Origin of the sequence: Pseudofrankia coriaricola, assembly GCF_032027725.1 — a bacterium.
Classification (GTDB): domain Bacteria; phylum Actinomycetota; class Actinomycetes; order Frankiales; family Frankiaceae; genus Pseudofrankia.
This window is the reverse complement of record NZ_JASNFO010000041.1, coordinates 39,109-63,997: the sequence shown is the minus strand read 5'-3', so window position 1 is coordinate 63,997 and position 24,889 is coordinate 39,109. Positions and strand designations below refer to the sequence as shown.

Annotated in this window: 22 protein-coding genes; 14 read left to right on the top strand and 8 right to left on the bottom strand. The window is 73.1% G+C overall.

The window, feature by feature from the left end; translation table 11 throughout:
* The first annotated feature begins 24 nt into the window (after positions 1 to 24).
* Complete coding sequence (locus tag QOZ89_RS22535; RefSeq protein ID WP_071051583.1) at positions 25 to 1,011, top strand: mycofactocin-associated electron transfer flavoprotein beta subunit; 987 nt, start codon at positions 25 to 27, stop codon at positions 1,009 to 1,011.
* Positions 1,012 to 1,240: 229 nt separating this feature from the next.
* Complete coding sequence (locus tag QOZ89_RS22530) at positions 1,241 to 2,107, top strand: hypothetical protein (protein ID WP_071051582.1); 867 nt, start codon at positions 1,241 to 1,243, stop codon at positions 2,105 to 2,107.
* Positions 2,108 to 2,545: 438 nt separating this feature from the next.
* Here the strand turns inward: QOZ89_RS22530 and QOZ89_RS22525 are convergent, their stop codons facing one another.
* Entirely contained in the window at positions 2,546 to 2,707 is a 162-nt protein-coding gene (locus QOZ89_RS22525; RefSeq protein WP_274536589.1) for an ABC transporter permease subunit, read from the bottom strand.
* A 365-nt stretch (positions 2,708 to 3,072) separates the two neighbouring features.
* On the opposite strand from QOZ89_RS22525, the gene QOZ89_RS22520 reads away from it, so the two are divergent.
* Both QOZ89_RS22520 and cas6 read left to right on the top strand, forming a co-directional pair.
* Complete coding sequence (locus tag QOZ89_RS22520; RefSeq protein ID WP_071051581.1) at positions 3,073 to 3,468, top strand: DUF2267 domain-containing protein; 396 nt, start codon at positions 3,073 to 3,075, stop codon at positions 3,466 to 3,468.
* A gap of 271 nt (positions 3,469 to 3,739) precedes the next feature.
* Complete coding sequence (gene cas6, locus QOZ89_RS22515) at positions 3,740 to 4,663, top strand: CRISPR system precrRNA processing endoribonuclease RAMP protein Cas6 (protein WP_071051580.1); 924 nt, start codon at positions 3,740 to 3,742, stop codon at positions 4,661 to 4,663.
* 451 nt (positions 4,664 to 5,114) lie between these two features.
* Here the strand turns inward: cas6 and QOZ89_RS22510 are convergent, their stop codons facing one another.
* Positions 5,115 to 8,213 (bottom strand): helix-turn-helix transcriptional regulator, encoded by a 3,099-nt coding sequence (locus tag QOZ89_RS22510; RefSeq protein ID WP_071051579.1) that lies wholly within the window; start codon positions 8,211 to 8,213, stop codon positions 5,115 to 5,117.
* An 85-nt stretch (positions 8,214 to 8,298) separates the two neighbouring features.
* Complete coding sequence (locus QOZ89_RS22505) at positions 8,299 to 8,517, bottom strand: hypothetical protein (RefSeq protein WP_071051578.1); 219 nt, start codon at positions 8,515 to 8,517, stop codon at positions 8,299 to 8,301.
* Positions 8,518 to 8,922: 405 nt separating this feature from the next.
* Here QOZ89_RS22505 and QOZ89_RS22500 point away from each other — a divergent pair, with 405 nt between their 5' ends.
* Both QOZ89_RS22500 and QOZ89_RS22495 read left to right on the top strand, forming a co-directional pair.
* Positions 8,923 to 9,927, top strand: coding sequence for an ABC transporter ATP-binding protein (locus QOZ89_RS22500; protein ID WP_071051577.1), 1,005 nt, complete (start codon positions 8,923 to 8,925; stop codon positions 9,925 to 9,927).
* Positions 9,924 to 10,799 (top strand): ABC transporter permease, encoded by an 876-nt coding sequence (locus tag QOZ89_RS22495; RefSeq protein ID WP_071051576.1) that lies wholly within the window; start codon positions 9,924 to 9,926, stop codon positions 10,797 to 10,799. The genes QOZ89_RS22500 and QOZ89_RS22495 overlap by 4 nt, the downstream gene beginning before the upstream one ends.
* Here QOZ89_RS22495 and QOZ89_RS22490 read toward each other — a convergent pair.
* The 4 genes from QOZ89_RS22490 to QOZ89_RS22475 form a co-directional block, all read right to left on the bottom strand.
* Positions 10,772 to 11,749: a DMT family transporter gene (locus tag QOZ89_RS22490; RefSeq protein WP_071051575.1), complete on the bottom strand. Its 978-nt coding sequence runs from the start codon at positions 11,747 to 11,749 to the stop codon at positions 10,772 to 10,774. The two genes, QOZ89_RS22495 and QOZ89_RS22490, sit on opposite strands and share 28 nt — an antisense overlap.
* Positions 11,750 to 11,804: 55 nt before the next feature.
* Positions 11,805 to 13,346, bottom strand: a complete 1,542-nt coding sequence (locus tag QOZ89_RS22485) for an MFS transporter (protein WP_071051574.1) — start codon at positions 13,344 to 13,346, stop codon at positions 11,805 to 11,807.
* Positions 13,347 to 13,450: 104 nt separating this feature from the next.
* Complete coding sequence (bfr, locus tag QOZ89_RS22480; RefSeq protein ID WP_198543436.1) at positions 13,451 to 13,921, bottom strand: bacterioferritin; 471 nt, start codon at positions 13,919 to 13,921, stop codon at positions 13,451 to 13,453.
* Between the two features lie 333 nt (positions 13,922 to 14,254).
* Positions 14,255 to 15,184 carry a proline dehydrogenase family protein gene (locus QOZ89_RS22475; RefSeq protein ID WP_071051572.1) on the bottom strand — a complete coding sequence of 310 codons (930 nt, stop codon included), beginning with the start codon at positions 15,182 to 15,184 and terminating at the stop codon, positions 14,255 to 14,257.
* 225 nt (positions 15,185 to 15,409) lie between these two features.
* Between QOZ89_RS22475 and QOZ89_RS22470 the strand changes: the two genes are divergently transcribed.
* From QOZ89_RS22470 to QOZ89_RS22435, 8 genes are all read left to right on the top strand, one after another.
* The gene (locus tag QOZ89_RS22470) at positions 15,410 to 15,913 is read left to right on the top strand and encodes a hypothetical protein (protein ID WP_312625020.1); all 504 of its coding nucleotides are present in this window, start codon (positions 15,410 to 15,412) and stop codon (positions 15,911 to 15,913) included.
* A gap of 111 nt (positions 15,914 to 16,024) precedes the next feature.
* Entirely contained in the window at positions 16,025 to 16,972 is a 948-nt protein-coding gene (locus QOZ89_RS22465) for a MurR/RpiR family transcriptional regulator (RefSeq protein ID WP_312625017.1), read from the top strand.
* Positions 16,973 to 17,272: 300 nt separating this feature from the next.
* Positions 17,273 to 18,475, top strand: a complete 1,203-nt coding sequence (locus tag QOZ89_RS22460; protein ID WP_312625015.1) for an ABC transporter ATP-binding protein — start codon at positions 17,273 to 17,275, stop codon at positions 18,473 to 18,475.
* A 167-nt stretch (positions 18,476 to 18,642) separates the two neighbouring features.
* Positions 18,643 to 20,025 (top strand): ABC transporter substrate-binding protein, encoded by a 1,383-nt coding sequence (locus QOZ89_RS22455; protein ID WP_071051569.1) that lies wholly within the window; start codon positions 18,643 to 18,645, stop codon positions 20,023 to 20,025.
* Between the two features lie 242 nt (positions 20,026 to 20,267).
* Complete coding sequence (locus QOZ89_RS22450) at positions 20,268 to 21,161, top strand: tyrosine-protein phosphatase (protein ID WP_071051568.1); 894 nt, start codon at positions 20,268 to 20,270, stop codon at positions 21,159 to 21,161.
* A 75-nt stretch (positions 21,162 to 21,236) separates the two neighbouring features.
* Positions 21,237 to 22,142 (top strand): metallophosphoesterase, encoded by a 906-nt coding sequence (locus tag QOZ89_RS22445; protein WP_071051567.1) that lies wholly within the window; start codon positions 21,237 to 21,239, stop codon positions 22,140 to 22,142.
* A gap of 4 nt (positions 22,143 to 22,146) precedes the next feature.
* A complete protein-coding gene (locus QOZ89_RS22440; protein WP_312625010.1) occupies positions 22,147 to 23,112 on the top strand; it encodes a carbohydrate ABC transporter permease in 966 nt (321 codons plus the stop codon).
* A gap of 58 nt (positions 23,113 to 23,170) precedes the next feature.
* Complete coding sequence (locus QOZ89_RS22435) at positions 23,171 to 24,112, top strand: carbohydrate ABC transporter permease (RefSeq protein ID WP_083419360.1); 942 nt, start codon at positions 23,171 to 23,173, stop codon at positions 24,110 to 24,112.
* A 134-nt stretch (positions 24,113 to 24,246) separates the two neighbouring features.
* Here the strand turns inward: QOZ89_RS22435 and QOZ89_RS22430 are convergent, their stop codons facing one another.
* The gene (locus QOZ89_RS22430; RefSeq protein ID WP_071051565.1) at positions 24,247 to 24,741 is read right to left on the bottom strand and encodes a DoxX family protein; all 495 of its coding nucleotides are present in this window, start codon (positions 24,739 to 24,741) and stop codon (positions 24,247 to 24,249) included.
* Positions 24,742 to 24,889 lie beyond the last annotated feature (148 nt).

Here is a 24,889-nt window from a genome sequence, read left to right as displayed (position 1 = left end):
CCCGAAGTCAAAAGGAGGACGGCGATGACGAACGCGACAGGTGACGGGGCCCGTGGGGGCGGGCCGCTGGTCGTCGTGTGCCTGCGGGTCACCGATCTGCGGCCCGAGGTCGATCCACTGACCGGCGTGGTGACACGCTCGGCGCACGGCGCCGGGCTCTCGGCGGCGGACGAGGCGGCGCTGGAGCGCGCGCTGGCGATCGCGCGGGCCTGGTCAGGGCGGGTGCTCGCGGTCGCCGCCGGCTCGCCTATCGTCGAGGGCCCGCTGCGCGCCGCGGCGGCGCTGGGCGCTGCGGTCCTGCGCGTCGCCTGGCCGCCGCACGACGAGGCCGACGGCCACGGCGCCGCTCCCGGTGCCGCCTCGGCGGTCAACGCCGCGTCGGCGGTCGACCCGGAGCCGTTCGGGCCGCGCGCGGCCTACCTCGCCGACCTCGCGGGCGACACGCGCGCGCTCGCCGAGGTCCTCGTCGACGCGATCCGGACGGTCGGCGAACCGACGCTGGTGCTCTGCGGCGACCTTTCCCCCGACCGCGGCACCGGCGCGCTGCCCGCGCAGCTCGCGCACGCTCTCGGCGCCGCGCAGGCCCTCGGCCTGGTCAGCCTGACGCCGACGGACGACGGCTGGCTGCTCGCCGAGCGCCGGCTCGACGGCGGCCGCCGCGAGCGGCTGCGTGTGCCGACCCCGGCGGTCTGCTCGGCCGAGGCCGCCGGGCTGCGGCTGCGGCGTGCCGCGCTGCCAGCCCTGCTCGCCGCCGGCGACGCGCCGGTCCCCGCCGCCCGCCCGACGCGGCCCGCGGTGGGCGCGGTCGAGGTCGTGGACGTCCGTGCCTACCGCCCGCGGGCCCGGGTAGTGCCTCCGCCGGCGGGGGCGACCCCGCGGGACCGGCTGCTGGCGCTCACCGGCGCCCTCGTCGCCCACGATCCGCCCACGATCATCGGCCCGACGGACGCCGGGCAGGCCGCGGACGCGCTGGTCGCCTACCTCGTCCGCAACGGCTACCTCACGGCCTGAACGCCCAGGCCCGCCGTCGCCACCTCGCGTCGCGAACACCGCACGCCGTCTCGCTACTTCGCGCCCATGGCCGCCTCTAGCCGCCGGAAGGCTCACGGGGAGACTCTTCGGGCCGATTTCTTGCCCGAGAGCGGGTAGACGAGCGTAACTCAGTCCGGTTATTGAATCGGCATTAATGGGCTTCTTACGTGTTTGCTATTTCCTGTCCGCGTTCTTTATGGTTGGCAGCATGCCGAGCGGGGAACACGAGTCGCCGCTGGAGCTGGCCGAACAGAATCCGGAGGTCCTCGTCTGGTTGCTGGAGAAACTTTTCGACGTCAAGGTGTCCGGCTATCATCACGCCCGGCCGCAGCCCACCGAGGTCCGGAAACTGGTGCCCAGCACCTACCGCGCCGACGGGATGATGCTGCTGTGCGATGCCGCCGACCGGTCGCTGATGTCGGTCGTGTTGGAGGTCCAGCGCGCCTGGGACCCGGGCAAGCGCTGGACCCTGAAGACCTACGTCGCGCACCTGGAGGCCGAGCTGGAGGTCAACGCTGCGCTGCTGGTCTACTGCCCGAGCGCGGCGGTTGCCCGCCGCTACCGGGAAATGTTCGAGTCGGAGGGCGTCAGCCTGCATCTGCGCCCGCTCGTCTTCACGCCGGGGGACGTGCCGCTGGTCGTCGACGTCGAGCGGGCGCGGGTCGAGCCGGCGTTGGCGATGTTCTCCGTGCTCTGCCACGGTGGGGACGCCGGCATCGAGGCGTCCTTTCCCGCGCTGACGGAGGCACTGCGAGCGCTCGGTCCGAGGAAGGGTCCCTTATATCATGAGATCGTGCTGGCTGGGTTGCCAGCGGCGCTCTGGGATCGTTGGGAGACGCATATGAATAGCGCCCTTGGTCGTCCATACCGCAGCAAGCTGCTCGGCGAGACCGCCGCCCGCGCCCACGCCGAGAGTGCGGCGCGAATGTTGCTGACCGCACTCGATGCCCGTGGGGTGCACGTCACTGAAGATGTCCGCGATCGGATCCGGTCCTGCACGGACCTGGACCAGTTCGACACCTGGTTGCGCCGCGCGGTCACCGCCACCACCATCGACGACGTCATCCACGAATAGCCCAGGTACGGCCGGCAAGAATGCACACGGCCGCATAAACCGCGTCGGCGGCCCGACCGGCCGAGGTCAACGTGACCGGGTTCCTTGATCCCTGCGGATTTTTTGCGAGCTCACCGAAGCCGGGGCGCGCAGGGACCGAAGCACAACGGGGCAGCGGGAGAGGGCAATGGATGAGTCGTGTTTCCGCGCCGCCGCGGACGGGAGCCGGCGGGGAGGACGACCGCCGGCCGCGCGGCAGCGCTGGACTCGCCGCGACCCGGACTGCCTCCTACCCCACGCAGCCCCCGCTCTCCGGGCTGACCTCCTCCACCGCAGGCGCCCCTCGCGTCGGGAACGCCGCCGGGCGCGCCCGCGTCACCAGCGGACGACGAGCCTTTCCGCCAGGTTCACCAGGCCGAGCAGGAACAGGGCCACGAAGGCCGAGACGAAGATGGCGCCCTACATCTGCACGAGGTTCATGTACGTGGTGGCCTGGACGACGACCGCGCCGAGGCCCTTGTTGGTGCCGGTGAACTCGGAGACGATCGCGCCGATCATGGCCATCATGACGGCGATCTTCGCGCCGGCGAACAGATGGCCGAGGCTGCCGGGGACGCGCAGGGTGAAACTGTCTGCAACGACGAGATGATCCGAGAGACGAGAGAGCGGCCCTCCGTCGATTACATGTAATCTGCCCCCGGATCAGAGGCCACCGCGTCCAGCCAGGCAGGAGCGCGCCGTCCGGCGGTCGGTCGCCGTCCGGGGATCGGTCGCCGTCCGCCTCGGCCCACCGCCACGGCCGCCTGCCTCATGACTCTCCGCCACCCGTGCGCCCCTCGCGTCGTACGTCCCTCGCGCGACGGTGGACACCATGGGGCCGTCACCTGGCGTTTTGTCCGTGGCGGACTGGGGACGGGCAGGGGTTGTCGGTCTCAAGCCGGTCCGGCCCGAGACCGCTCCGGGTCACGAGTGAGAGGGCAGCCGAGATGAAGCAGGACCAGCTTGTGTCCGCGATCCGCGTCACCGGCGGATTCGAGTCCGCGCGGCAGGCGGAGACGGCGATGCGCGCCACCCTTACCGTGCTCGGCGAACGGATCTCCGGCGGAGAGACGCGGAACCTCGCCTCCCAGCTGCCGGCGGCGTTCGCCGAGGCGCTGCCACCCAGGGGCGGCGGCGAGCGGTTCGACGTCCAGGAGTTCTATCGCCGGGTCGCCCAGCTCGAAGGCGACGCCTGCACGGAGCCCAAGGCCCGCCGCCATGCCCGCGCCGTCGTCGCGGCGCTCAAGGCCAGCGTCTCGCCGTCGGAGTTCGAGGATGTCGCCGGCCAACTGCCCGCCGACTACGCCGATCTCCTCAGCCGCGAGTCGGTCATCCACTATTAACGGCACCTTCGCACGGCAGATGCCTCGCGGTGGGACATCCCCCGTCGGGCCGAAAATTTCCCGAGATACCCTCCCGAGAGGGTCACTCGACCGCGACCTGCGGCGCAATAGCGGACGAAGCAGCCGTTCCCCGGTGGAAATCGGTTTCGACGTAACACCAGAGTGACCCAGGCCACATTGTCGACGGCGCCGTCGGCTACACTCCCCGCTGCAGGGCAGCTGACTGTGCTCGGCTGGTTGCCCACCGCGCGGGATGATGGCGGAGGCTCGGATGCCGTCGATACTTCTCGTCCGAATGGCGGGCGCCATTCCGGATGCGGCCCCTCGCTGGCTGCTTGCCGCGGCGAGCGCCATCTGCGACCCCGCCGACGGGGCGCGTGCCGACGAGGCCAGGCCGTTCAGCGTCGGCCCGCTGGTGCCCGACGCCGGACCCAACGCCACCGGGCTCGGCGGCACCGGGCTCGGCGGGCGCGGCGATGCCGGCCTGGCCGGCGCGTGGGAGCCGTCCACGTGCGGCACGCCGGGCCGCGGCGGCGCCGTGACGACCTGGCGGCTGGGCTGGCTCGCGGACGACGCGCCGCTGCCCGGGTGGCAGCCGGACACGGTCCGGTTCGGCTCCCAGGTACTCCCGGTCGTCGGCGCCGACCTGCACCGGTACTCCTACGCCGAGCTCGCGCAGGGCCGGCCGGCCCGCGGCGCCCGGCTGACGATGAACACTCCGACGTTCTTCTCCCGGGACGGGCGCGACCTGCCGCTGCCCGACCCGGCACTGGCCATCGGCGGGCTGCTCGCCCGCTGGAACACCTATGCGCCCGGGCCGCTGCGGATCGGCGCCGACGACGCGCGGGCCCTCGTCGAGGCGGTCTTCCTCGACGGCGTCTGGGGCGCGAGCTCCGAGGTCGAGCTCGGCCACGGGCTGCGCCAGGTGGGATTCGTCGGGCAGGCCGACCTGCGCCTGCTCGCGGCCACGTCCGACTACACCGCGACGATGTTCGCCGCGCTCGCCCGGTTCGCCGCGTTCGCCGGCGTAGGAGAGCGCACCGCCCACGGCTTCGGCGCGGTGGACGTCGACGTTGTCGATGTCGTCGACGTCGTGCGCGCGCCGCGGCAGATGGCGCCGGTCGCCGTCCCACCGAGCCGGCGCTCGGGCCGCGCCCCGGTCTCCTCCCCCGCCGCCAGGACCGTCAGGCGGTAACCGGCCACCCCGGTATCCGGGATGGTGAGGTGCCTGACGTCGGCCGCGAGGTACCGCAATGCACTCGCGGCAGCCGGCTGCCCTACGTGCCCAGGGGAGTTTAGGACGGGTTCTCGGAGTCCGCGGTGGCCGTCTGCGCGGCGGCCGGCGAGGCCATGGCCGTGGCCATCGGAGTCGAGCTCCCCTCTCTGGGCTCACCGGTCCCAGCCCGGTGATCAAACCGAAGGCGGTCGTCGCGCCCGCGAGCAACGCACAGCTCAGGCCGACCAGCGTCGTCGGAAGCACAACGACGCTCAGCCCGAGCCCGACCGCGGCGCCGGCGGCCAGCGCCGCCAGTGCCGGGATCTGGTTGCGGGCAGGCTGCGAGCCAATGACCAGCCGGCTCTCGAACGCCAGCGACGCCAGCAACGCGCAGGCAAAGCCGAGCAGGACCAGGGTCGTCGTGAGAGGACTAGCGGCGCGCGACGGGACGGTGGTCGGGGATGGCGGCATCAGCGACGTCGGTGTCGTCGAACAGCCGCAGGCGGTGGGCGACGGCGGCGGCCTCACCGCGGCTGGTGACACCCAGTTTGCCGAGGATGTTCGAGACGTGGGTGCTCGCGGTCTTGCGGCTGATGAACAGCGCCGCGGCGATCTGCGGGTTGGTGCTGCCGGCGGCGACGAGGCGCAGCACGTCCAGCTCCCGCGCGGTCAGGCCGAGCGGCGGGCCGTCCGCGGTGGCGGCCTCGCACTCGTCCTCGGCCGGTGCCTGCCCGCTTTCCGGGCCGGGCAGCGCCAGGCGGCCCTGCGCGGCGAGCAGGCGCAGGTCACGGCGCAGCAGGTGCGCGCCGAGCGCGGCCGCGGCGGCCGCGGCGGCGCGCAGCTCGTCGCCGGCCGCCGCCCGGTCGCCGACGGCGAGCAGCGTCTCCGCCCGCCGGTAGCGCGCCCGGGCCGCCTGATAGGGGACGCCGAGCGCGGACCAGGCCTTCGCCGCGCTCGCCCACGGCTCCGGGTCCGGCCGGCCCTCGGCCCTGGCCAGCTCCCCGGCGATCACCGCGCGGCAGGCCTCGCCGGACACGGCCCGCTCGAACGGCATCTCGGCCGCGAGCGCGGCGACCCTGCCGGCCGCCTCGAGGGCGTGGCGCAGGTCGTCCTGGGCGCGCAGGGCTCTGGCGACGCCCGCCGCCTCGGCGGTGGCACCCATGGCGGTCGCGAGCAACGGCGCGGCGTAGCGGACCACGTCGGTGAAGTCGAACGCCTCGACGGCGCGCACGGCCGCCAGGGCGTCGGCGACGCCGTCGGTCAGCGCGCCCGGCTCGCCGCGGCGCAGGTCCAGGTCGATGCGCAGCCGCAGCAGCGGCATCGTGTATTGACTGCCGAGATAACGGTAGGCGAGCGTGCCCTCGGCGGCGGCCAGTGCGGTCCCCGCCTCGTCGAGCTGGCCGCGGGCGAGCGCCAGGTCTCCCCGCAGCTGCTCCAGGAACAGCGCGTGGATCCCCATCGGGGCGAGCTCCGTCGTCTCGGCGAGCAGCTTCTCGGCCTCCTCCCAGCGGCCCGCGCCCAACAGTGCCTCGATCACATTGCCGGCGAGGAGCAGACCGTGGGTGCGTTCCTGGCCGAGCCGGCGGGCCAGCCGCAGGCCCTCATGCCCCGCGGCGATCGCCTCGTCGAACCGGCAGCCGCCGAGCCAGGTGTCGGACTCGTTGGTGTAGCTGGACAGCAGCAGGTCGTCGTCGCCCAGCTCGTGGGCGATCGCCCGGCCCAGGCGCGCGTCCTCCGGCAGGGTCCAGGCGCTGGCGAGGCAGGCGGTGCTCATCAGCGCCGTCCCCTCCACCCGGCGCGCGCCGGTGGCACGGGCGACCGCCAGCGCCTCCTCGATCGCCTGCAGCGCCGCGGCGCGCCGCGGGACCATCGACAGCGCCTTGCCCAGCGAGACGAGCACCTTCGCCCGCGTCGGCGTGGGCGGCTCGGCGGGCATCAGCCGGACGGCCTCCTGTGCCTCCTCGACCCCGTCCGAATGGCCGAGCATGCGCAGCAGGAAGCTCTGCTCCGTCAGTGCCAGAGCCAGGCGCACCGGGTCCCCGAGAAGGGCGGCCTCGGTGCGAGCCCGGTTCGCGAGGTCCAGCCCGCGGCGCAGCTCGCCGGCCATCTTCGCCGCCGTGATCGCGGCCTCCAGGACCCCCAGATGGTCGAGGCCCGCCCGGTCCGCCGCGTCGGGCACCTCGTCCCAGCTGGCGAGCGCCCGCTCGTAGTGCCGCAGCGCCTCGGCGAAGGCATAGGCGCAGGCCGCGGCGCGGGCGGCGGTCAGCAGGGCCGGCAGCGCCCTGGGATGCTCGCAGGCCGCGTACCAGTGGTAGGCGACCGCCGCCGCGGCCCGCGCGCCGCCGCCGACCAGGCCGGGGTCGGCCTCCAGCGCTTGCGCGTAGCGCCGGTGCAGGTGGGACAGCTCTCCGGGCAGCGCCTCGTGGCGCAGGGCGCCGCGGGTCAGCGCGTGGCGGAAGCAGTAGGCGTCGTCCGCCGGGGCGACCATCAGCACACCGGTGGCTACGGCCGCGCGCAGCGCATCCCACAGCTGCTCCTCGGGCAGGCCCAGGACGGCGGCGAGAAGCTGGTGCTCGACCCGCTGGCCGCCGGCGGCCGCGACCCGCAGCAGGTGGCGCGTCGCTGCCGGCAGCGCCTCGATCCGGGCGAGCAGCGCGTCGCGCAGCGTCGGGCTGATCGTGTCGACCCCGCCCGCGCCGGCGGCGCAGACCAGCTCCTCGACGAAGAACGCGTTGCCGTCCGAGCGGGCCATGACGGCGTCGACGAGGTCGTCCGGAGGCGCCTCGCCGAGGACGGCCGCGACCAACTCGGCCACCTCGGCCCTGCCGAACCGGGCGAGCTCGATCCGCTCGACCCAGCGCAGCCGCTCCGAGCCGGACATCCAGCGCAGTCGCTCGGACTCGGCCAGGAACGTCCGCAACGGGTGGCCCGGCCCGACGCCGTCGGCCCGGTAGGTCAGGACCAGCGTCGCCCGGCAGCCGCGCAGGTTGCGCAGCAGGAACGCGGCCAGCGCCCGGGTCGAATGGTCCGCCCAGTGCAGGTCCTCGATGACGAACAGCACCGGCTGCTCGGCCGACAGTGCCTCGACGACACCGAGCACAAGGTCGAACAGCCGGCCTATGCCGTTGCCTATGCCGTTCCCCTGGGCGTCGTCACCCGCGGCCGCGGGGATGGCCGCGGGGCCCGCGACCTCGGGCAGAAGGCGGGCCAGCTCGTCGCGGCGCCCGCCCGCGAGCCGCGCGAGCGCCTCCGGGCCGATCCGGCGGGCAAGCCCGCGTAACGCCTCGATGACCGGGGCCAGCGGCAGCCCGTCGCCCTCGAGCTCGACGCAGCCGCCGGCGAGCACGGTGTGCCCCGCCGCGGCCGCCCGGGCGGCAACCTCCTCGACCAGCCGCGTCTTGCCGACGCCGGCCTCGCCGCCGATGATGACGCCCGCGCCGTCGCCGTCGGCCGCGCGCCGCAGCGCGCCCTCAAGCCGGGCGAGCTCGGCCGCGCGGCCGACGAACACCGAGCTGGCGAGTTGCGTCATGACTCCTAGTCTGGCTGACAGCTGCGACAACTCCACCCGGTTTTCGGCCACCGGCCGGCAGTCCTCATCACTTTCAGCATTACTTTCAGCGCCGCCGGCCGCTCGACGCCCGCCGCCGGGCGCCGCGGCCTTCGGCCGGCTCGTCGGGGTAGACGTCCTCCGGGTCGAGCGCCAGCCGCCCGCTCGCCGGTGTCTCGTCGGCGCTCGCCCGCGCCGCCCGGGCTGACCGGGCCGCCGCCGCGTCCCGCCGTAGCTGGTCTCCGTGCTCGCCCGCCGCCGCCGCGGCTATCTGCCAGGACAACATCGTCTGTCACGTCCTCTCGCGCCCCTCGGCGCGTGTCCCCGTCTTCGTGTGCCGCTTTCTACGATCACCGTCGGACGGGGGTGAGGGCATCGGGCAGGTGCCCGATTCCCGCCCGGGCCGACCGCCCTACCCGTGGGCGCGGCTGTCGGATAGCGGACAGGGCCCAGGCCCACGGGACGCGCGCCGGCCGCGCCCGCGCCGACCGGCCGAGGGTGCCGCGCAACTGACCTGCGCGAATGGTGACGTCGAGCATCCAGGTGGCGCGGCCGTGTGTTCCCGGCCCGACGCGATGTCACCCGGCGTACATGTCAAGGCCGGCATGTCGCTACCTCCGGGGTCAGGAGGGCCCACGCGGTACCCCTAAGGTGGACGGGACGGACAGCCGACAGACCGCGAGGTGGGCGGATGATAGAGGCGCGCAGCCTGACAAAGCGGTATGGCAGCAAGACAGCTGTGGACGACCTCACGTTCAGCGTCCAGCCGGGTGTGGTCACCGGGTTCCTGGGCCCGAACGGCGCTGGGAAGTCCACTACGATGCGGGTGGCCATCGGGCTCGACCGGCCAACCAAGGGCAAGATCACCGTGAACGGCCGCGCCTACCGGGACTTCTCCGCCCCGCTGTGCGAGGTCGGCGTGCTGCTCGAGGCGAAGGCCGTGCACACCGGCCGGTCGGCCTACAAGCACCTGCTCGCGGTCGCGCAGACGCAGGGCATCCCCCGCCGGCGGGTCGACGAGGTGCTGGGCCTGGTGGGCCTGTCCGACGTGGCGGGCAAGCGGGTCGGCGGCTTCTCGCTCGGCATGGGGCAGCGCCTCGGGATCGCGTCGGCGATGCTCGGCGACCCGGGGGTGCTCATCCTCGACGAGCCGGTCAACGGGCTTGACCCCGAGGGCATCCGCTGGATCCGCACCCTGCTCCAGACGCTCGCCGCCGAGGGCCGGACCATCTTCGTCTCGTCGCACCTGATGAGCGAGATGGCGCTGACCGCCACCCACCTCATCGTCGTCGGGCGCGGCAAGCTGATCGCGAACATGTCGGTCGAGGACTTCATCCGGTCCGCCTCCGGCGACCTGGTGCACGTGCGCTCCCCCGAGGCCAACCGGCTCGCCGAGGTGCTCGACCGCGAGAACGCGAAGACCACGCCCACCGGGCTGGACACGCTGGCGGTCAACGGCCTGACCGCGCAGCGGATCGGTGACCTGGCGTTCGAGGCGGGCGTCCCGCTGCACGAGCTCACCCCGCGGCAGGTGTCGCTGGAAGACGCGTTCATGGACATCACCCGTGACGCCGTCGAGTACAACCACGGCCAGCCGCAGCAGGCACGCGTCCCGGCCTCCGCGACCGCTGCCGGCGGCTCCGTAGACGACGGCTCCGTCGGGGCCGGCGCGACCACCGCGAGGGGGCGGGCATGACCACCACACCACTCGGGTCCGGCGAGACCCTCCAACCGCGGATAGCGGCGCCGGCACCCGTTCGGCAGCCGGCCGCGTTCCACACGACCGCGAAGGTCACGATCTCCCGGGTCCTGCGCTCCGAGTGGACGAAGCTCACGTCGCTGCGCTCCACGATGTGGACGATGCTCGCGGCGCTCGTCGTCACGGTCGGCTTCGGTTGCCTCATTCCCGCGATCACCGTCAGCGAGTGGCACAACTCGACTCCGCAGGAGCGGGCCGAGAACTTCACCGAGCCGGTGATGACGAGCCTCGCCGGCGGATACTTCTCCCAGATCGCCATCGGCGTCCTCGGCGTGCTGCTGATCACCGGCGAGTACTCGACCGGGATGATCCGCACGTCGCTCGGCGCGGTCCCGCACCGGCTGCCGGTGCTGTTCGCGAAGGCCGCCGTGTTCGGCGTGGCCAGCTTCGCGCTGTCCCTGGTCTCGATCCTCACCGCGTTCTTCTGCGGGCAGGCGATCCTCCATCAGATCGGCCTCGGCGTCTCGATCGGCGACCCGCACGTCGTGCGGGTGCTGCTCGGCGGGGCGTTCTTCGTCACCACCATCGGCCTGCTCGGGCTCGCGCTCGGAACCCTGATCCGCAGCACCGGCGGCTCGATCGCCGCCCTGCTCGGCCTGATCTTCGTGGTGCCGATCATCACCGGCCTGCTGCCCGGCGACTGGGGCAGCATCCACAAGTTCGTGCCCGACGGCGGCGGTGAGGCGCTGGTGACCGTCGTCCGCGACTCGGACGTGATGACGCCGCTGGGCGGCCTGGTCGTCCTGCTCGCCTGGATCGTCGTCGGCCTCGGCGCGGCCGCCTACACGATGGTCCGCCGGGACGCCTGAGCCTGGGGCCGCCGTCCGGCGCCGCCCACCCGGCGGCGCCGGGCCGGCTCCTGGGTGGGCACCACAACCGGAGGGCCTGCCGGGCGCGGCGTCGGGAGCATCCGAGCGAGGCCGATGACGCCGACCACGACCAGCACGGCCGCGGCCGTGATCCCGACGACCTGGTGGGGCGCGGTCGGCGCCGGGACGCCGTAGACGAGCACGGCGAGCAGGTATGACACAACCGGGTTGGTGATGTTCATGCCGGTCACCGCGCCGGCGAACGGCCCGGAGGCGTAGGCCGTCTGGCTGAGCGTCATGCTCGTGATCATCGCCACGATCAGCGCGTAGACGTACCACGAGGTCGCCAGCGCGACGAAGCCGTGGTCGACGGCGAGCCCGACGGTGCGCTTGATGAGCACCGCGTTGAGCGCGTAGAAGAACCCACCGGCGATGCCGAACATCGGCGCCCGCAGCGACGGGGGCTGGCCGAGGGACACCATCGTGATCGTGACGGCGACCGCGACCGTGACCACGATGGCGGCGATGAGACGCGCGTCGTCCACATGCACGACCGCGGGCGGCTTGCCGCGCACCGTCAGCAGGACGGCGAGCCCCGCGGACACCGCACCGGCGGCCCACCAGGCCCCGTGCGGCAGCGGGCGGCCCGAGCCGACCCGGGACAGCGGCAGCGCGAACAGCAGCTGCGCCACGATGAGCGGCTGCACGACCGCCACCGAGCCCAGGTAGAGCGCTCCCGCCTGGACGACGAAGCCTCCGAGGTTGGCCAGCCAGCCGGCGAACCACAGCGGGTCACGCATCAGGGCCAGCATCAGGCCGTGCCCGGGGACGACCCTGTCGAGCGCGGGCGAGCCACGGCGGCTCGCCCGCATCGCGGCCCGTTGCTGCAGGACAGCCGACCACGCCCACAGGAACGCGGCGAGGAGGCTGAGCGCGACGACGATCAGCACGGTGGGCGGGACGCCCCGGCGGCGGTGAACACGCCGTCAGCGCCTCGCATGGGCCTCACGATAGCGGCGGAACCGGTCGCCTGTTAGCCCGTCCGGACGTCGCGAACATGAAGGCCAGCGGGCGCATTGCGGAACGGGCATCTCCCCCACCGATTGCCCCTTCCCCACCGATCGGCGATGCAGGGGGTCGACGCCTGCCAGGACGTCCCGCCTTGTCAGGCTCGGCCGCCAATCGGCGGGACCCCGCGGAGGGGTCGGTGCAGAGGAGGCTGTCGGCGGCGAGGCGCGCGGGCGGTGGCGCCGGGTTGGGCACCGGGGTCACGGCGTCTGGTCGGGTGCCTGGTGGGTGCGGTGGGCGTGGTGGCCTGCGCTCGAGGATGGGGCGCAGGGCGACAGCGGCGACGACGGGCGCGGCGGCGACCAGCAGGAACGCGCGCGACCAGCCGGTCCCCGTGACGAGCAGGCCGACAAGCGGCGGGGTCGCGGCGGCGGCGACGAAGTTCAGCGTGTTCTCCGCGGCCATCGCGGTCGCCGCCCGGCCGGGTGGCGCGAGCTCGCCGGCCGCGGTGAACGCCAGCCCGTTCCAGCAGACGGTCAGGGCCGTGACGAGCACCAGCACCGCCACGAGCAGGCCCACGGGCGCCGTGGCGGTCGCCGCGGCGGCGGCCACCATCCCCGCCGCGGCGGCGACGGCGAGCACCCGCAGTGGGCGCAGCCTGGCCCCCACCCGGTCGCTCCAGGCGCCGACCAGGATGCGCGCGAGCGCGCCCGCCGCCTGCGCGACGGTCAGCACGACGGCCGCGCGCTGGGCGCTCATCCCCCGGCCGTCGTGCAGCACCTCCACCAGGAACGCGACCATGGTGAACTGCGGCACGACCAGCAGCCCCGCGGCCACGCTCAGCCGCCACAGCCGCCGGTCACGCAGTACGTCCCGGGTCGACGCCGCCCTTCCGCCTGTGAGGTCCGGCCCCACCGGCCCCGCGGACACCGCCGGCCCCGCGGCCGCGGGCCGGGGGGCGGCCGCGCGCACGGCCTCCGGTGGTTCCCGGATGAACGCGAGCACCGCGATGCCCGCGGCCAGGCAGCAGGCCGCGAGGGCGTAGAAGGCGGCGGCGACGCCGAACCGGCCGGTCACCGCCGGCAGCCCGGCGGCGGCGAGCCCCGAGCCGGCCGGTACGGCGCACTGGCGGATCCCCATCGCGACGCCCCGGCGCGCGCCGGGGAACCAGGTCAGCACGGCCCGGCCGCTCGCCGTCGTGACGCTGGCCCCGGCCGCCCCGGCCAGCGCCAGCAGCACCGCCCGGGTGGCAAGATCGTGGCCGAGCCCGGCGCCGAACAGGCACGCCGCCGCACCGGCGAGCCCGGCCGTCATCGCCGGGCACTCCCCGTACCGGTCGACCACCGGCCCCCAGGCGAGCAGCGTCAGCAGGATGCCGGCAGTCGGGCAGGCCAGCAGCAGTCCCAGCCCCCCGAGCGTCAGCCCGTGCTCGGCCCGCAGCGCCGGCCCGATCCCGGCGAGCCCCTGGAAGTACGCACTGGTGGTCGCCTGCGCCACGGTCCCGACCGCGAGCACCACCCATCGGTAGCCCGCACCCATGCTTCTCACACCCTGATACTACTGTCTCATATTCTGAGATATGAGAGGGTCCGGCGGCCCGCGCCGGGCACGCGGGCTGGCGGGCCGCGGCCGCCGGCCGGCGCTCAGTCGTGGATCTGCTGAGCCAGGTAGTTCTCGGTTCCGATCTGCGCGATCAGGTCGTGCTGGGCGTCGAGCCAGTCGATGTGCTCCTCCTCGTCATGCAGGATCCGCTCGAGCAGCAGCGCGGAACCGATGTCGCCGCGCTCTCGGCACAGCGCGATGCCGGGGCGCAGCACGTCGACCGACCGCTCCTCGTGATTGCGGTCGAGGGTGAGCTGCTCGGGCACGTCCTCGCCGATGGCCAGCGTGTGCAGTCGCTGGAGGTTGGGGTGCCCACCGAGGTAGAGCACCCGCTCGATGAGCTCGTCGGCGTGCTTCATCTCGTCGATCGACTCGTGGTAGGAATGCTCGGAAAGCCGCTTGTACCCCCAGTTACGCTGCATACGCGAATGCAGGAAGTATTGGTTCACCGCCGTCAACTCGTCGGTGAGCACCGCGTTCAACAGCTCGATGATCTCCGTGTCCCCGCGCATGTTCATGCACCTTCCGCCATCACCCCGCCGTCGCGGGCGGGCAGGTTATCCGAGGGCGGAGCACTTGTCCGGCCACGATCCGTGACCAGCGAAGACGACGCGCGACCGCCGCCAGTTCCACCCAACAGACAGCAAACCACAGAAATGACACAGGTGGTATGGGCGGGCATTACAGCCACCAAGGCGGCATTATTCAGGCCCGCCTAACCTTCGCGGAGGTAAACCTCACTGAGGTAAACCTCACTTCTCGGTGAATTCGGCGTGCCCGAACGGCGCGGCCGAACGGGGCATGACCGTTCACCGCCCAACCCGGCGTCACTGCGCCGGGCTGCGTCAGGAGCGGGTGCGCAGGGCGCGCAGGAATAGGGCCAGGTTGGCGGGGCGCTCGGCCATCCGGCGAAGCAGATATGCATACCAGTCGGGGCCATAGGGCAGGTAGACCCGGACCTGGGCGCCGAGGCTCGCGAGCCTGAGCTGCTCGTGCGGTCGCACGCCGTGCAGCAGCTGGTACTCGAAGTCGTCCCGGTCCCGGTCGCGCGCGTCGGCGAGGCGGCCCGCGAGCGCCAACAGACGTGGGTCGTGGGTGGCGACCATCGGGTAGCCGTCGCCGGCCATCAGGATGCCCAGGCACCGGGCATAGGACGCGTCGACGTCGGCCCGGCGGGTGAAGGCGACGTCGCCCGCCGCGCGGTAGGCGCCCTTGCACAGCCGCACCCGCGAGCCGGCGACGGCCAGGCGGCGGCAGTCGGCCTCGGCGCGGCGCAGGTAGGACTGCAGCACCGCCCCGGTGGCCGGGAAGTCGCGGCGCAGGTCGGCGAGCACCGCCAGGCTCGCATCGACGCTGGTGTGGTCCTCGGCGTCGATGGTCACCGTGGCGCCCACGGCGGCCGCGCGGGCGCAGATCTCCGCGGCGTTCTCGTAACAGATCTTCAGGCCGCCGTAGGGCACCAGCCGGCCGAGCGCGGACAGCTTCACCGAGACGTCCAGCCCGGCGGCGAGCCCCGCGTCCTCCGCGAGGTCGAGCAGCGCGAGGTAGCCGTCGGTCGACTCGCGCGCGCTGGCGAGGTCGACGCCGCTCTCACCGAGCCGGTCGACGGTGGCGGCGATCCCGTCGGCGGCGAGCCCGCGGACCGCGTCGAGGGCGTCGACCGGCCGCTCACCGGCGACGAACCGGTCGACCACGCGGCGGGTCGGCCTGGTGGCGACCACGAGCTCCCGCGCCCTGGCGCTGCGGGACGCGGCGAGCAGCACCCCACGGATCATCCGACGCCTCCTCGCGGTCGTGGCGCGGGCCGCGCCGTACCGGCGTGGGCGTCGTCACTGGCGGTGTCCCCACCGGCACGGCTCCAGCCTCAGCCACCCAGCCGGCCCTGTCCATTCGGCATCGTCGCGAGCCGCGCCGGTGCGCGACAGGGGGACCACGCCACGATCCCGACATGCCGCCGCACAGCCACCGGATACACCTGCGTGGTCGCTAAGTTGCTTTCCGTGAAAGAGCGGACACCCCATGCACGGCACCGGCGGCTCGGCCACCGGATCGCCGCCTTCGTCACGGCCACGGCCGCCGCCGCGTCCTGCGGCGCGGTCCTCGGCCAGGCCACCCCCGCCGTGGCCGGCGGAGACCCGACCCGCGACTGCCTGCCAGGCGCCAGGGCCAACATCCCGTCCAACCACGACTACCCGGTCTCGGCGGCACACCTGGCCGGCGGCTACTACGCCCAGGCCGGCCTGTTCTGGCCGCCGGCGACGGCCGCCGTCTGCAAGACCGCGCCCGACCTGCGCCAGCCGCTGATCAGGATCGGCCAGGGCGGCTGCGACGCCAGCGCCCTGCCGTTCCTGATCCCCGACGCCTCCCCCGCCGTCTACACCGACATCACGCCGCCCACCTGGGGCACGTTCCTGCCGGCGGGCTGGTACTACCTGGGCGAGCCGACCACACCGGACTGGACCACGGTCTGCTGGTACGTGCTCAAGCCGAAGGTGACGGCGTAGCCCAGCCAGGCCGCATCGCACGCAGGGCGCCGGACGTTCCCCGACGTCCGCGCGCAGCATGCCCGTAACGAGTTGGCCCGAACGGCGCGCTGGTCGGGTAAGAACGGACGCATGGTCAGCTCATCGCCGCCGCGCACCGGCAGCCTGTTCGCCGGCATCCGGGCGGCGCTGCCGACGCTCATCCCGAGCGAGCGGCGCGTCGCGGAGGTATGCCTACTGCGCTCGGACGACGTGGTCGAGTGGTCTGCCGCGCAGCTGGCGGCGGCGGCCGACGTGTCGGCGGCGACGGTGGTGCGCGCCTGCCAGTCGATGGGCTTCCGCGGCTTCCAACAGCTGCGGGTGGCGTTCGCCAGGGAAGCCGGCGTCTTCGCCCGCGATGCCGAGGACGCTGGCGCTGGCGCGCCCGGTGGCGGTCGCCGCGGCCTATGCGAGCCGCGCGCCGGCGACCCGCCGGAGCTGATCGTCGACACGGTCTTCCAGGCGGCCGCCGCCGTGCTCGCGGACTCGTTGGCCGGCCTCGGCCGGGCCCAGCTCGCCACCGCGGTCGACCTGCTCATCGGCGCGCGACGGCTGCTCCTCGTCGGCAACGGCGGTTCGTCGCCGGTCGCCCAGGACGCGGCGCTGCGGTTCCTGGCGGCCGGCCGGGCGGTCGAGGCCCCGGCGGACGCGCTCGTGCAGCAGCTGGCGGCGAACGGGCTGTCCGCCGGCGACGTCTGCCTGCTGGTCACCGGCAGTGGCGTGAACGACCTGACGATCCGGGTGGCCGAGATCGCGCGCGGCCGCGGCGCGTCGATCGTCGCCATCACCAGCTACGCCGGTGGCCCGCTGCCAGCACTCGCCGACGCGCTCCTCGTCGTGGGCTCGCCGCACTGGCCGCTGGGCAGCGACACGATCGGCAGCCGGGTACCGTCGCTGCTGTTGATCACCGCGCTGCAGCAGGCGGTCATGCTGCGCGGCGAGGACGTGCCAGGCACGTCGCTCGCGCACCAGCTCGAGCAGCAGCGGGAACTGCTCGACAGCATGATCGTCAGCCCGGACCGGGCAGACCGGGCGGACTAGGCGGACCGGGCGGCGCCCGCCCGTGAGACGGCGCTCACAGACCCGCCATCTGCGGATTCCCGCGTCCCCGGCGACATGGACAGCGTTGCCCTAGCCGTCCGTGTGGCTTCGTTGGGAGTACCTGGACCGTTCACCTGGATCTCGGACTCTGAGCTTGTAACAGCGATCCATGGATCTCCGATTCATGGAACGTTCGTACATAGCCAGGGATCTCCACCAGTTCCGTCGACGGGCATGGGCCGCGTCCAGCGCCCTTCCGGCAGAGCCGGCGGAGGTGCCACGTCACACAGGAGCACGGTTGTGGCAAGGATCCGTATCGAGGGCCTGAGCAAGGTGTTCGGCGCCACCCGCGCGGTGGACGACGTCTCCCTCGACGTCGCCGACGGTGACTTCCTCGTCCTGCTCGGCCCGAGCGGCTGCGGCAAGACGACCCTGCTGCGCATGATCGCCGGCCTGATCCAGCCGAGCACGGGGCGGATCCTCGTCGAGGACCGCGACATCACCTACCTGCCGCCGCGCGAGCGCGACGTGGCGATGGTGTTCCAGAGCTACGCCCTGTACCCGCACCTGAGCGTCGAGCGCAACATCGGCTTCCCGCTGCGCGCCGCCCGCCGCCCGAAGGCCGAGATCGCGGCCCGGGTCCGCGAGGTCGCCGCCCAGCTGGAGCTCGACGGGCTGCTCGGCCGCCGCCCGCGCGAGCTCTCTGGTGGGCAGCGCCAGCGGGTGGCGCTCGGCCGGGCGCTGGTCCGCGACCCGCGGGCCTTCCTGATGGACGAGCCGCTGTCGAACCTGGACGCCAAGCTGCGCACGGCCACCCGCACCGAGCTCACCGCCCTGCACCGCAGGCTCGGCTCGACGTTCGTCTACGTCACGCACGACCAGGTCGAGGCGATGACGATGGCGACCAGGATCGCACTGCTCGACGGTGGCCGCGTCGAGCAGGTCGGCACGCCGACCGAGGTCTACGACCAGCCCGCCTCGGTGTTCGTCGCCGGCTTCCTCGGTGCGCCGCCGATGAACCTGCTGCCGGCGACGGCGGCCGGGCGCGGCGGCCAGGTCGTCGTGACCGCGGATGGCGTCGAGATCCCGCTGTGGCCCGGCGGAGCCGACCCGACCGAGGTCACCCTCGGCATCCGGCCGGAGCACCTGCGGATGCTGCCGGCCGGCGCTCCGGCGCCGGTGGGCTCCGCGCGACTGGCCGGCACGGTGACCGGCGTCGAGAACCTCGGCAGCGAGGAGGTCGGCTGGCTCGCCGTCGGCGCCGCGAGCGCTGCCAGCACCGATCGCAAGGGCGGCACAGGCGGCGACGCGGCGAGTGCCGCGGTCGCGGTGCGCGGGCCGCGGCCGCTCAGCCTCGCGATCGGCGACCGGGTCGCCCTGACCGTCGCCCCCGAGCACGTCCACCTGTTCAGCCGGGACTCCGGCCGTCGGCTCGCCTGGCGGCCGGACGCGAAGGTGCCGCACCCGTCCCGACCGGTCGAGCTGACCACCAGCGGCGCCTGACACCCGACAGCGGCTCCGGAGCCGGCGCCTGACGCCCGCCGGCTCCCGTCCCACGTCCACGCACCGGCGGCCCGTGCCTGGGCCGCGCGGCTGCCAGGCGTGCCCGCGGTCCCCCGGGCACGCGGAACGCACAGAGTTACGGAACGCACAAAGTTAGGAGCCCTGACGTGGCACGTCCACGCCTCGCGCGCGCGGCCGTCGGCATCGCGCTGCTCTCGACGCTGGTGGCAGCATGCGCCACCGGCGGATCCACCTCGCCCACGTCCGCCGACGCCTCATCGGCCGCCGCGGCGACGATTCCCGAGCTGAAGCCCGACCAGAAGGTGACGATCACCTTCGAGAGCTACAACCTCTCCAACACCGGCACCTGGAAGCCGGTGATCGAGGGGCTGCTCGCGGACTTCGCCAAGCAGCACCCGAACATCACGGTCAAGGCGCAGCCGCCGCAGAACGCGACCGCCGGTGACTTCACCAGTTCCATCAAGACCCAGGCGCTGGCCGGCAACCCGCCGGACGTCGCCCAGATCACTTTCAACGCGCTCGACTTTGCCGCGACCGCGCTCGCCGCCAAGCCGATCGACACCCTCGTCGGCAAGGACGCCGTGACGGCCAACTTCGCCGGTGCCCACCCGTTCGCCGCGGCAGCGACGACGCTCGGCGACCTGAACGGCCACACCTACACGATGCCGTACGTGTTCTCGACGCCGGTGCTGTGGATCAACTCGACGCTGTTCAGGGCGGCGGGCCTCGACCCGGCGAACCCGCCGAAGACCTGGGACGAGGTCAAGACCGCCGCCACGGCCATCAAGCAGAAGGCCGGCAAGGACGGCGTCTACATCGACTGCACCACCAAGGGCTCGGGTGACTGGTGCTTCCAGAGCCTGGTCCGCTCCAACGGCGGCCAGGTCATCTCGACCGACCGCAAGAAGCTGACCTTCGCCGACGAGCCCGCGGTCGGCGCGGTCTCGATGGCCGCCGACCTGTACAAGGCCGGCCTCTCCCCGAACTTCTCCCAGGCGCAGGCCCTCGACGCATTCTCCAAGGGCAACATCGGCATGATCCTGGAGACATCCGCCCTGCAGGGCCTGTTCATCGGCGGCGCGCAGTCGGGCGGCTGGGAGCTGACCGCCGCCACGGAGCCGGGCTTCGGCGCCAAGCCGCCGGTCCCGACCAACTCCGGGTCCGGGCTGTCGATCTTCTCGAACGACCCGGCCAAGCAGCGCGCCGGCTGGGAGCTGATCAAGTACCTGACCGGCGACCACGCCTACACCGAGATCTCCTCGAAGATCGGCTACCTGCCGCTGCGTACCGGCCTGGTCGACGACCCGGCCTTCCTGAAGCCGTGGGCGGACCAGCACCCGCTGATCAAGCCGAACCTCGATCAGCTGACCCGCCTGCAGCCATGGGTGTCCTTCCCGGGCAACGGGTACCAGCAGATCACCGACCTGATGATGTCCGCCGCCGAGGGCGCCATCTACCAGGGCAAGGACCCGCGGACAGCGATGGCCGACGCGCAGAAGCAGGCGACCGACCTGCTGCCGAAGGCCTGACGACCCGCGCGCCGTGGGCCGACGAACCCGGCCCCGATGGCCAGATCCGCGTCGTCTGCCGGCCGCGTCCGGGCCCACCGCTGGGCGCGGCCGGCCGGCGCCGGCCCGGACGGAGGGCGCGCGAGGTGGGAACCCTCTGCCCACCCAACCACCCACCCGCCCGGGCGGCGGCCGGCACCGGCGGCTGACTTCTACGAAACAGCGACCGCCCGCCAGCGCGGGCCTCTGGAACGCTGAGGACCATGACTCTCGAACTTGATGCGATCCCCGATCTCGACAATCCGGCGGACGCCGACCGGGTGCTCAGACTGCCCGGAGCGCTGAACCTGCGCGACGTCGGCGGCTACCCGGCCGCAGGCGAGCGCCGGGTCCGCCGCCGTACGCTGCTGCGCTCCGCCGCGATGCACGGCCTCGGCGACGAGGCCCGCGCGACGCTCGCGCAGATCCAGGTGCGCACGGTCGTCGACCTGCGCGAGGACACGGAGGTCGCGCACGAGCCGAACGCGCTCGGCCGGCTGCCGATCACCACGGTCCGGATGCCGCTGTACTCCAGCGGCTCGCCGCTGCCGGCGACGGACGCCGCCACGGATGCGGGGACGGGCGAGGCGGGCGAGAACGCGCCGGGCACGGGCGCGGCGGCGGCCGAGGGGGTGCGGGCCGCGCAGGCGGCCGGCCTGGAGATGGACCTCGGCGCGATCTATACCTTCATCCTCGACAACAAGGGTGACAGGCTCACCGCCGCCGTGCTGGCGCTGGCCGAGCCGAAAGCGCTGCCGGCGATCGTGCACTGCAGCGCCGGCAAGGACCGGACCGGTCTGACGATCATGCTGGTGCTGGACCTGCTCGGTGTCCCGGACGAGGTGATCGTGAGGGACTACGCGCTCACCGCCGAGCTCCTGCACGACGAGGCGATCGCCGCCCTGCGCAGGCTCACCGCGGTCACCAGCGGCGCAGGGGACGCGCGCAAGCTGCCGGCCAACCTCATGGAGGCCCCACCGGAACTGATCCGCGCGGCACTGGACCGGGTTCGGGCGAGCCACGGCGGCGCCCGCGGCTACCTGCTCGCCCACGGCGCGACGGCCGAGCAGCTCGACGCGCTGACCGAAGCCCTGCTCGTCGCCGACGATCCCGCCTAGGCCTCCGAGGGCGCGCGGCTTCGCCATCGTCGCGCCCCCTTTGGCCAGCCCCCGCCTAGAGACTAGGAGCCCACCGTGCGCCTCATCACCGACACCCCGACTCCGACGCACACCGTCATCCAGTTCTCGGACACCCACATCGTCCCCGAGGGCGAGCTCTACCACGGGATGTTCGACACGCTGCCCAACGTCGCCGCCGCCTTCGACCAGATCGAGGAGTCGGGCCTCGACGTCGCGGCGCTGCTGCTGACCGGTGACCTGGCCGACGCCGGCGACCTGGCCTCCTACCAGCGGCTGCGCGCCTACGTCGAGAAGCGCGCCGGCGCGCTCGGCCTGCCCGTGCTGTACATGATGGGCAACCACGACAGCCGCGGGCCGTTCCGCGAGGGCCTGCTCGGTGCCGAGCCGACCACCGAGCCGTGCGACTACGTCCACTGGGCCGGCGACCTGCGCATCATCGCGCTCGACTCGACGGAGCCCGGCGAGGTCCTCGGCGAGCTCACCGACGCCCAGCTGGACTGGCTGGCCGCCGAGCTCGCCACCCCGGCACCCGCCGGCACGATCCTCGCGCTGCATCACCCGCCGGTGCCGTCGCCGATCGGGATGCTCAACACGATGGTGCTGGTCGAGCCGGAGCGGCTCGCCAAGGTCATCACCGGGACCGACGTGCGGATCGTGCTGGCCGGACACGCGCACCACGCCTCGGCCGGGATGCTCGGCGGCGTGCCGGTCCTGGTCGCGGGCGCCGTCGCCTACGCGGCGCGCACGCTCGGCCCGGCCGGCGGCTACGCCGGGGTGACCGGCGGCCTGTTCACCCGGATCGACGTCTACCCGGGCCAGGCCGTCGCCACGGTCATCCCGGTGACGGTCGGCGACAGGATCTACGAGCTAAAGCCGGAGACGCTGGCCCGCTATGCCGCCGAGTTCAACGCCGAGGCCGAGACCGCGGCGCGTGACCTCGAGAAGCTCACCCAGGCGTAGGCCGATGTTCGTCGAGCTCGCCGCCCCCGCGACGCTCCTCGCCGACGAGGGCCGGGCCGCCGTCCAGGCGGCCCGGCCCTCGCTGGCCCGGCGCCTGCTCGCGGCCACCCCGCCCTACCTGTACCTGCTGCCCGCGCTCGCCTGCCTGGTGTTGTGGACGTACAAGCCGCTGGTCGAGGCGGTGCAGCTGTCGTTCTACGACTGGAACCTGCTGCCGACCTCGCCGATGACCTACGTGGGCCTCGACAAGTACCGCCAGGTGTTCACCCAGCCGAGCCTGCGCAACGCGGCCGTCAACACCGTGGTCTACGTCGTCCTGCTGCTGCCGTTCTCGGTGGTGCTGCCAACCGTCATCGCACTGGTCACCCGCCGGTTCGGCGGGCGCTCGCGCGACGTCTACCGGGCACTGGTCTTCACCCCGATACTCGTCGCGCCGGTCGCGGCGGCGACGGTGTGGCGCTGGCTGCTGGACCCGACCGGACTGTCCAACCAGGTGCTCGGCGCCTTCGGCCTGGCGCCGCACAACTGGCTGCGCGAGGAGTCGACGGCGCTGCTGGCCATCCTCGCGATCACCGCGTGGTCGATGTGCGGCTTCGCGATGCTCATCGTCTCGGCGGGCCTGACCGGCATCAGTGGCGACTACGCGGAGGCCGCCGCGATCGACGGCGCCAACGGCTGGCAGATCCTGCGCTGGGTCACGCTGCCGCTGCTGCGCACGACGTTGCTGTTCCTGGTGCTGACGACCGTGCTGCTGTCCGGGCAGTGGTCGTTCCCGCTGCTGGACACCCTCACCCAGGGCGGCCCGGCGGACAGCTCGACGAACGTCTACTACCTGCTCTGGGAACTCGGCTTCCGCAACTTCGACTCCGGCCTCGCCTCGGCGGCCGGGATCGTGTTCTTCATCGTGTTCGGCCTGATCGCCGCCGTGCTGGTCAAGCTCGCCGACCGCTTCAGCTTCCACGACAACTGATCCATTTTCCGCCGGCCGCCAGACCACCGCGGGAGACGACCACAAGGAGCGCGCGACCATGAGCACCATCTCGGCCGAGGCCGGCGGGGCGCGGCAGCCCGGCGGCGATACCGGCGCCGCAAGCGCCGCCAGCGGCGGCGCGACGGAGGGCGGGCCCGTCGTCCGCGCGGCGTCGACACCGGGGAGGGCCTGGGCCGCCACGGCCGGCCGGCACGCGGTGATGGTCGTGCTGAGCCTGGCCAGCGTCTTCCCGATCTACTGGATGTACGCCGGGTCGGTCCGCCGGCCAGCCGACATCCTCAGCCAGAACCCGCTGCCGTGGCCGCTGTCCCTGCGCAACTACAGCCACGTCCTGGACACCCTCGACGTCCCGGTGCTGCTGTTCAACACGCTCGTCATCGCGGCCGGGTCGACCGTCGGCCAGCTGCTGGTGTGTCTGCTGGCCGCCTACGCGTTCGGGGTCTGGGACTTCCGCGGCAAGAACATCCTGTTCCTGCTGTTCGTCGCCGCCTGGCTGGTCCCGCTCCAGGTGACGATGATCTCCAATTACCTGGTACTCAACAAGCTGGGCCTGCTGAACACGCTGGCAGGCGTCGTGGTGCCGAGCCTGTGTTCGACGGCCGCGATACTCGCGGTGCTGATGCTGCGCCAGCACATGCAGGCATTCCCTCGCGAGCTGCTCGATGCCGCCCGCATCGACGGACGAGGGTCTTGGACGACGCTGTGGACGGTGGTTGTCCCGAACATCCGCCCCGTGCTCGCGTCCCTGGGGATCCTGCTGTTCATCACCGCCTGGAACGAGTACTTCTGGCCCGCGCTGGTGCTGCAGCGCGCGAACTCGGTGATCCAGCTCGGGATCCGCGGCTACCTGACCCAGGAGGGCAGCGACTGGGGCGCCATCATGGCCGCCTCCGGCCTCGCCTGTCTACCGATCTTCGCTCTCTACGTGGTGCTGCAGCGCCAGGTCATCGACGCCTTCGTCCGCTCCGGCCTGCGCTGAGGCCTGGGCAGGGCACCGTTTTGCGACATCAAGGTCGGCCTGGTGACATCAAGGTCGGCCTTGCGACGCCGAGATCGGCCTTGTGACACCACGAGGGCCGCCCGCCGGCATCGTCACGGCAGAGCCGGGCGCCGTCAGGCTCGGATGAGCAGTACGACGGCGGCGAGGACGAAACCGAGAATGATCGCGGCGGCGCCGACGGGCCAGCGGGGCTCGCGCAGCCCGCCGAGGTAGTCGTCGATCGAGTAACGGCCGGGGCCGGTCAGAGCGAGGGACGCGCCGGTCACGGCGAGGAGGACCTCGTACTCGATGCCGTCCGACCCGTACAGGCTGCCGTGCCAGACGACCGCCATCGCGTTGATCATGATGCCGAGGATGGCGGCGCCGGCGAGCGGGGTGAGGAACCCCAGCGCGAGGCCGGCCCCGCCCAGGGCCTCGGTCAGCCCGGCGATGACCGCGCACACCCGGGCCGCCGGGTAGCCGAGCCGGCCGAACGACGCCGCGGTGGCGTCCAGGCCGCCACCGCCGAACCACCCGAACAGCTTCTGCGTGCCGTGACCGAACATGATCACGCCAATGGTGGCGCGGAGCAGGAGCAGGCCGACGTCGCGCCCGGACGCCGTCGGCATCGCCCGTACTCCTGGCCACGCCCCTACCGGCCGCTTCCCCACGGCCGGCCTGGTCCGCGCCGCCGGGGCGCGCCGCCGATCGTCACCCGACGTGGTCACCGGAGCCTCCGTGGACCAGGACCGCTCCGCGCTCGGCTGCCAACACCAT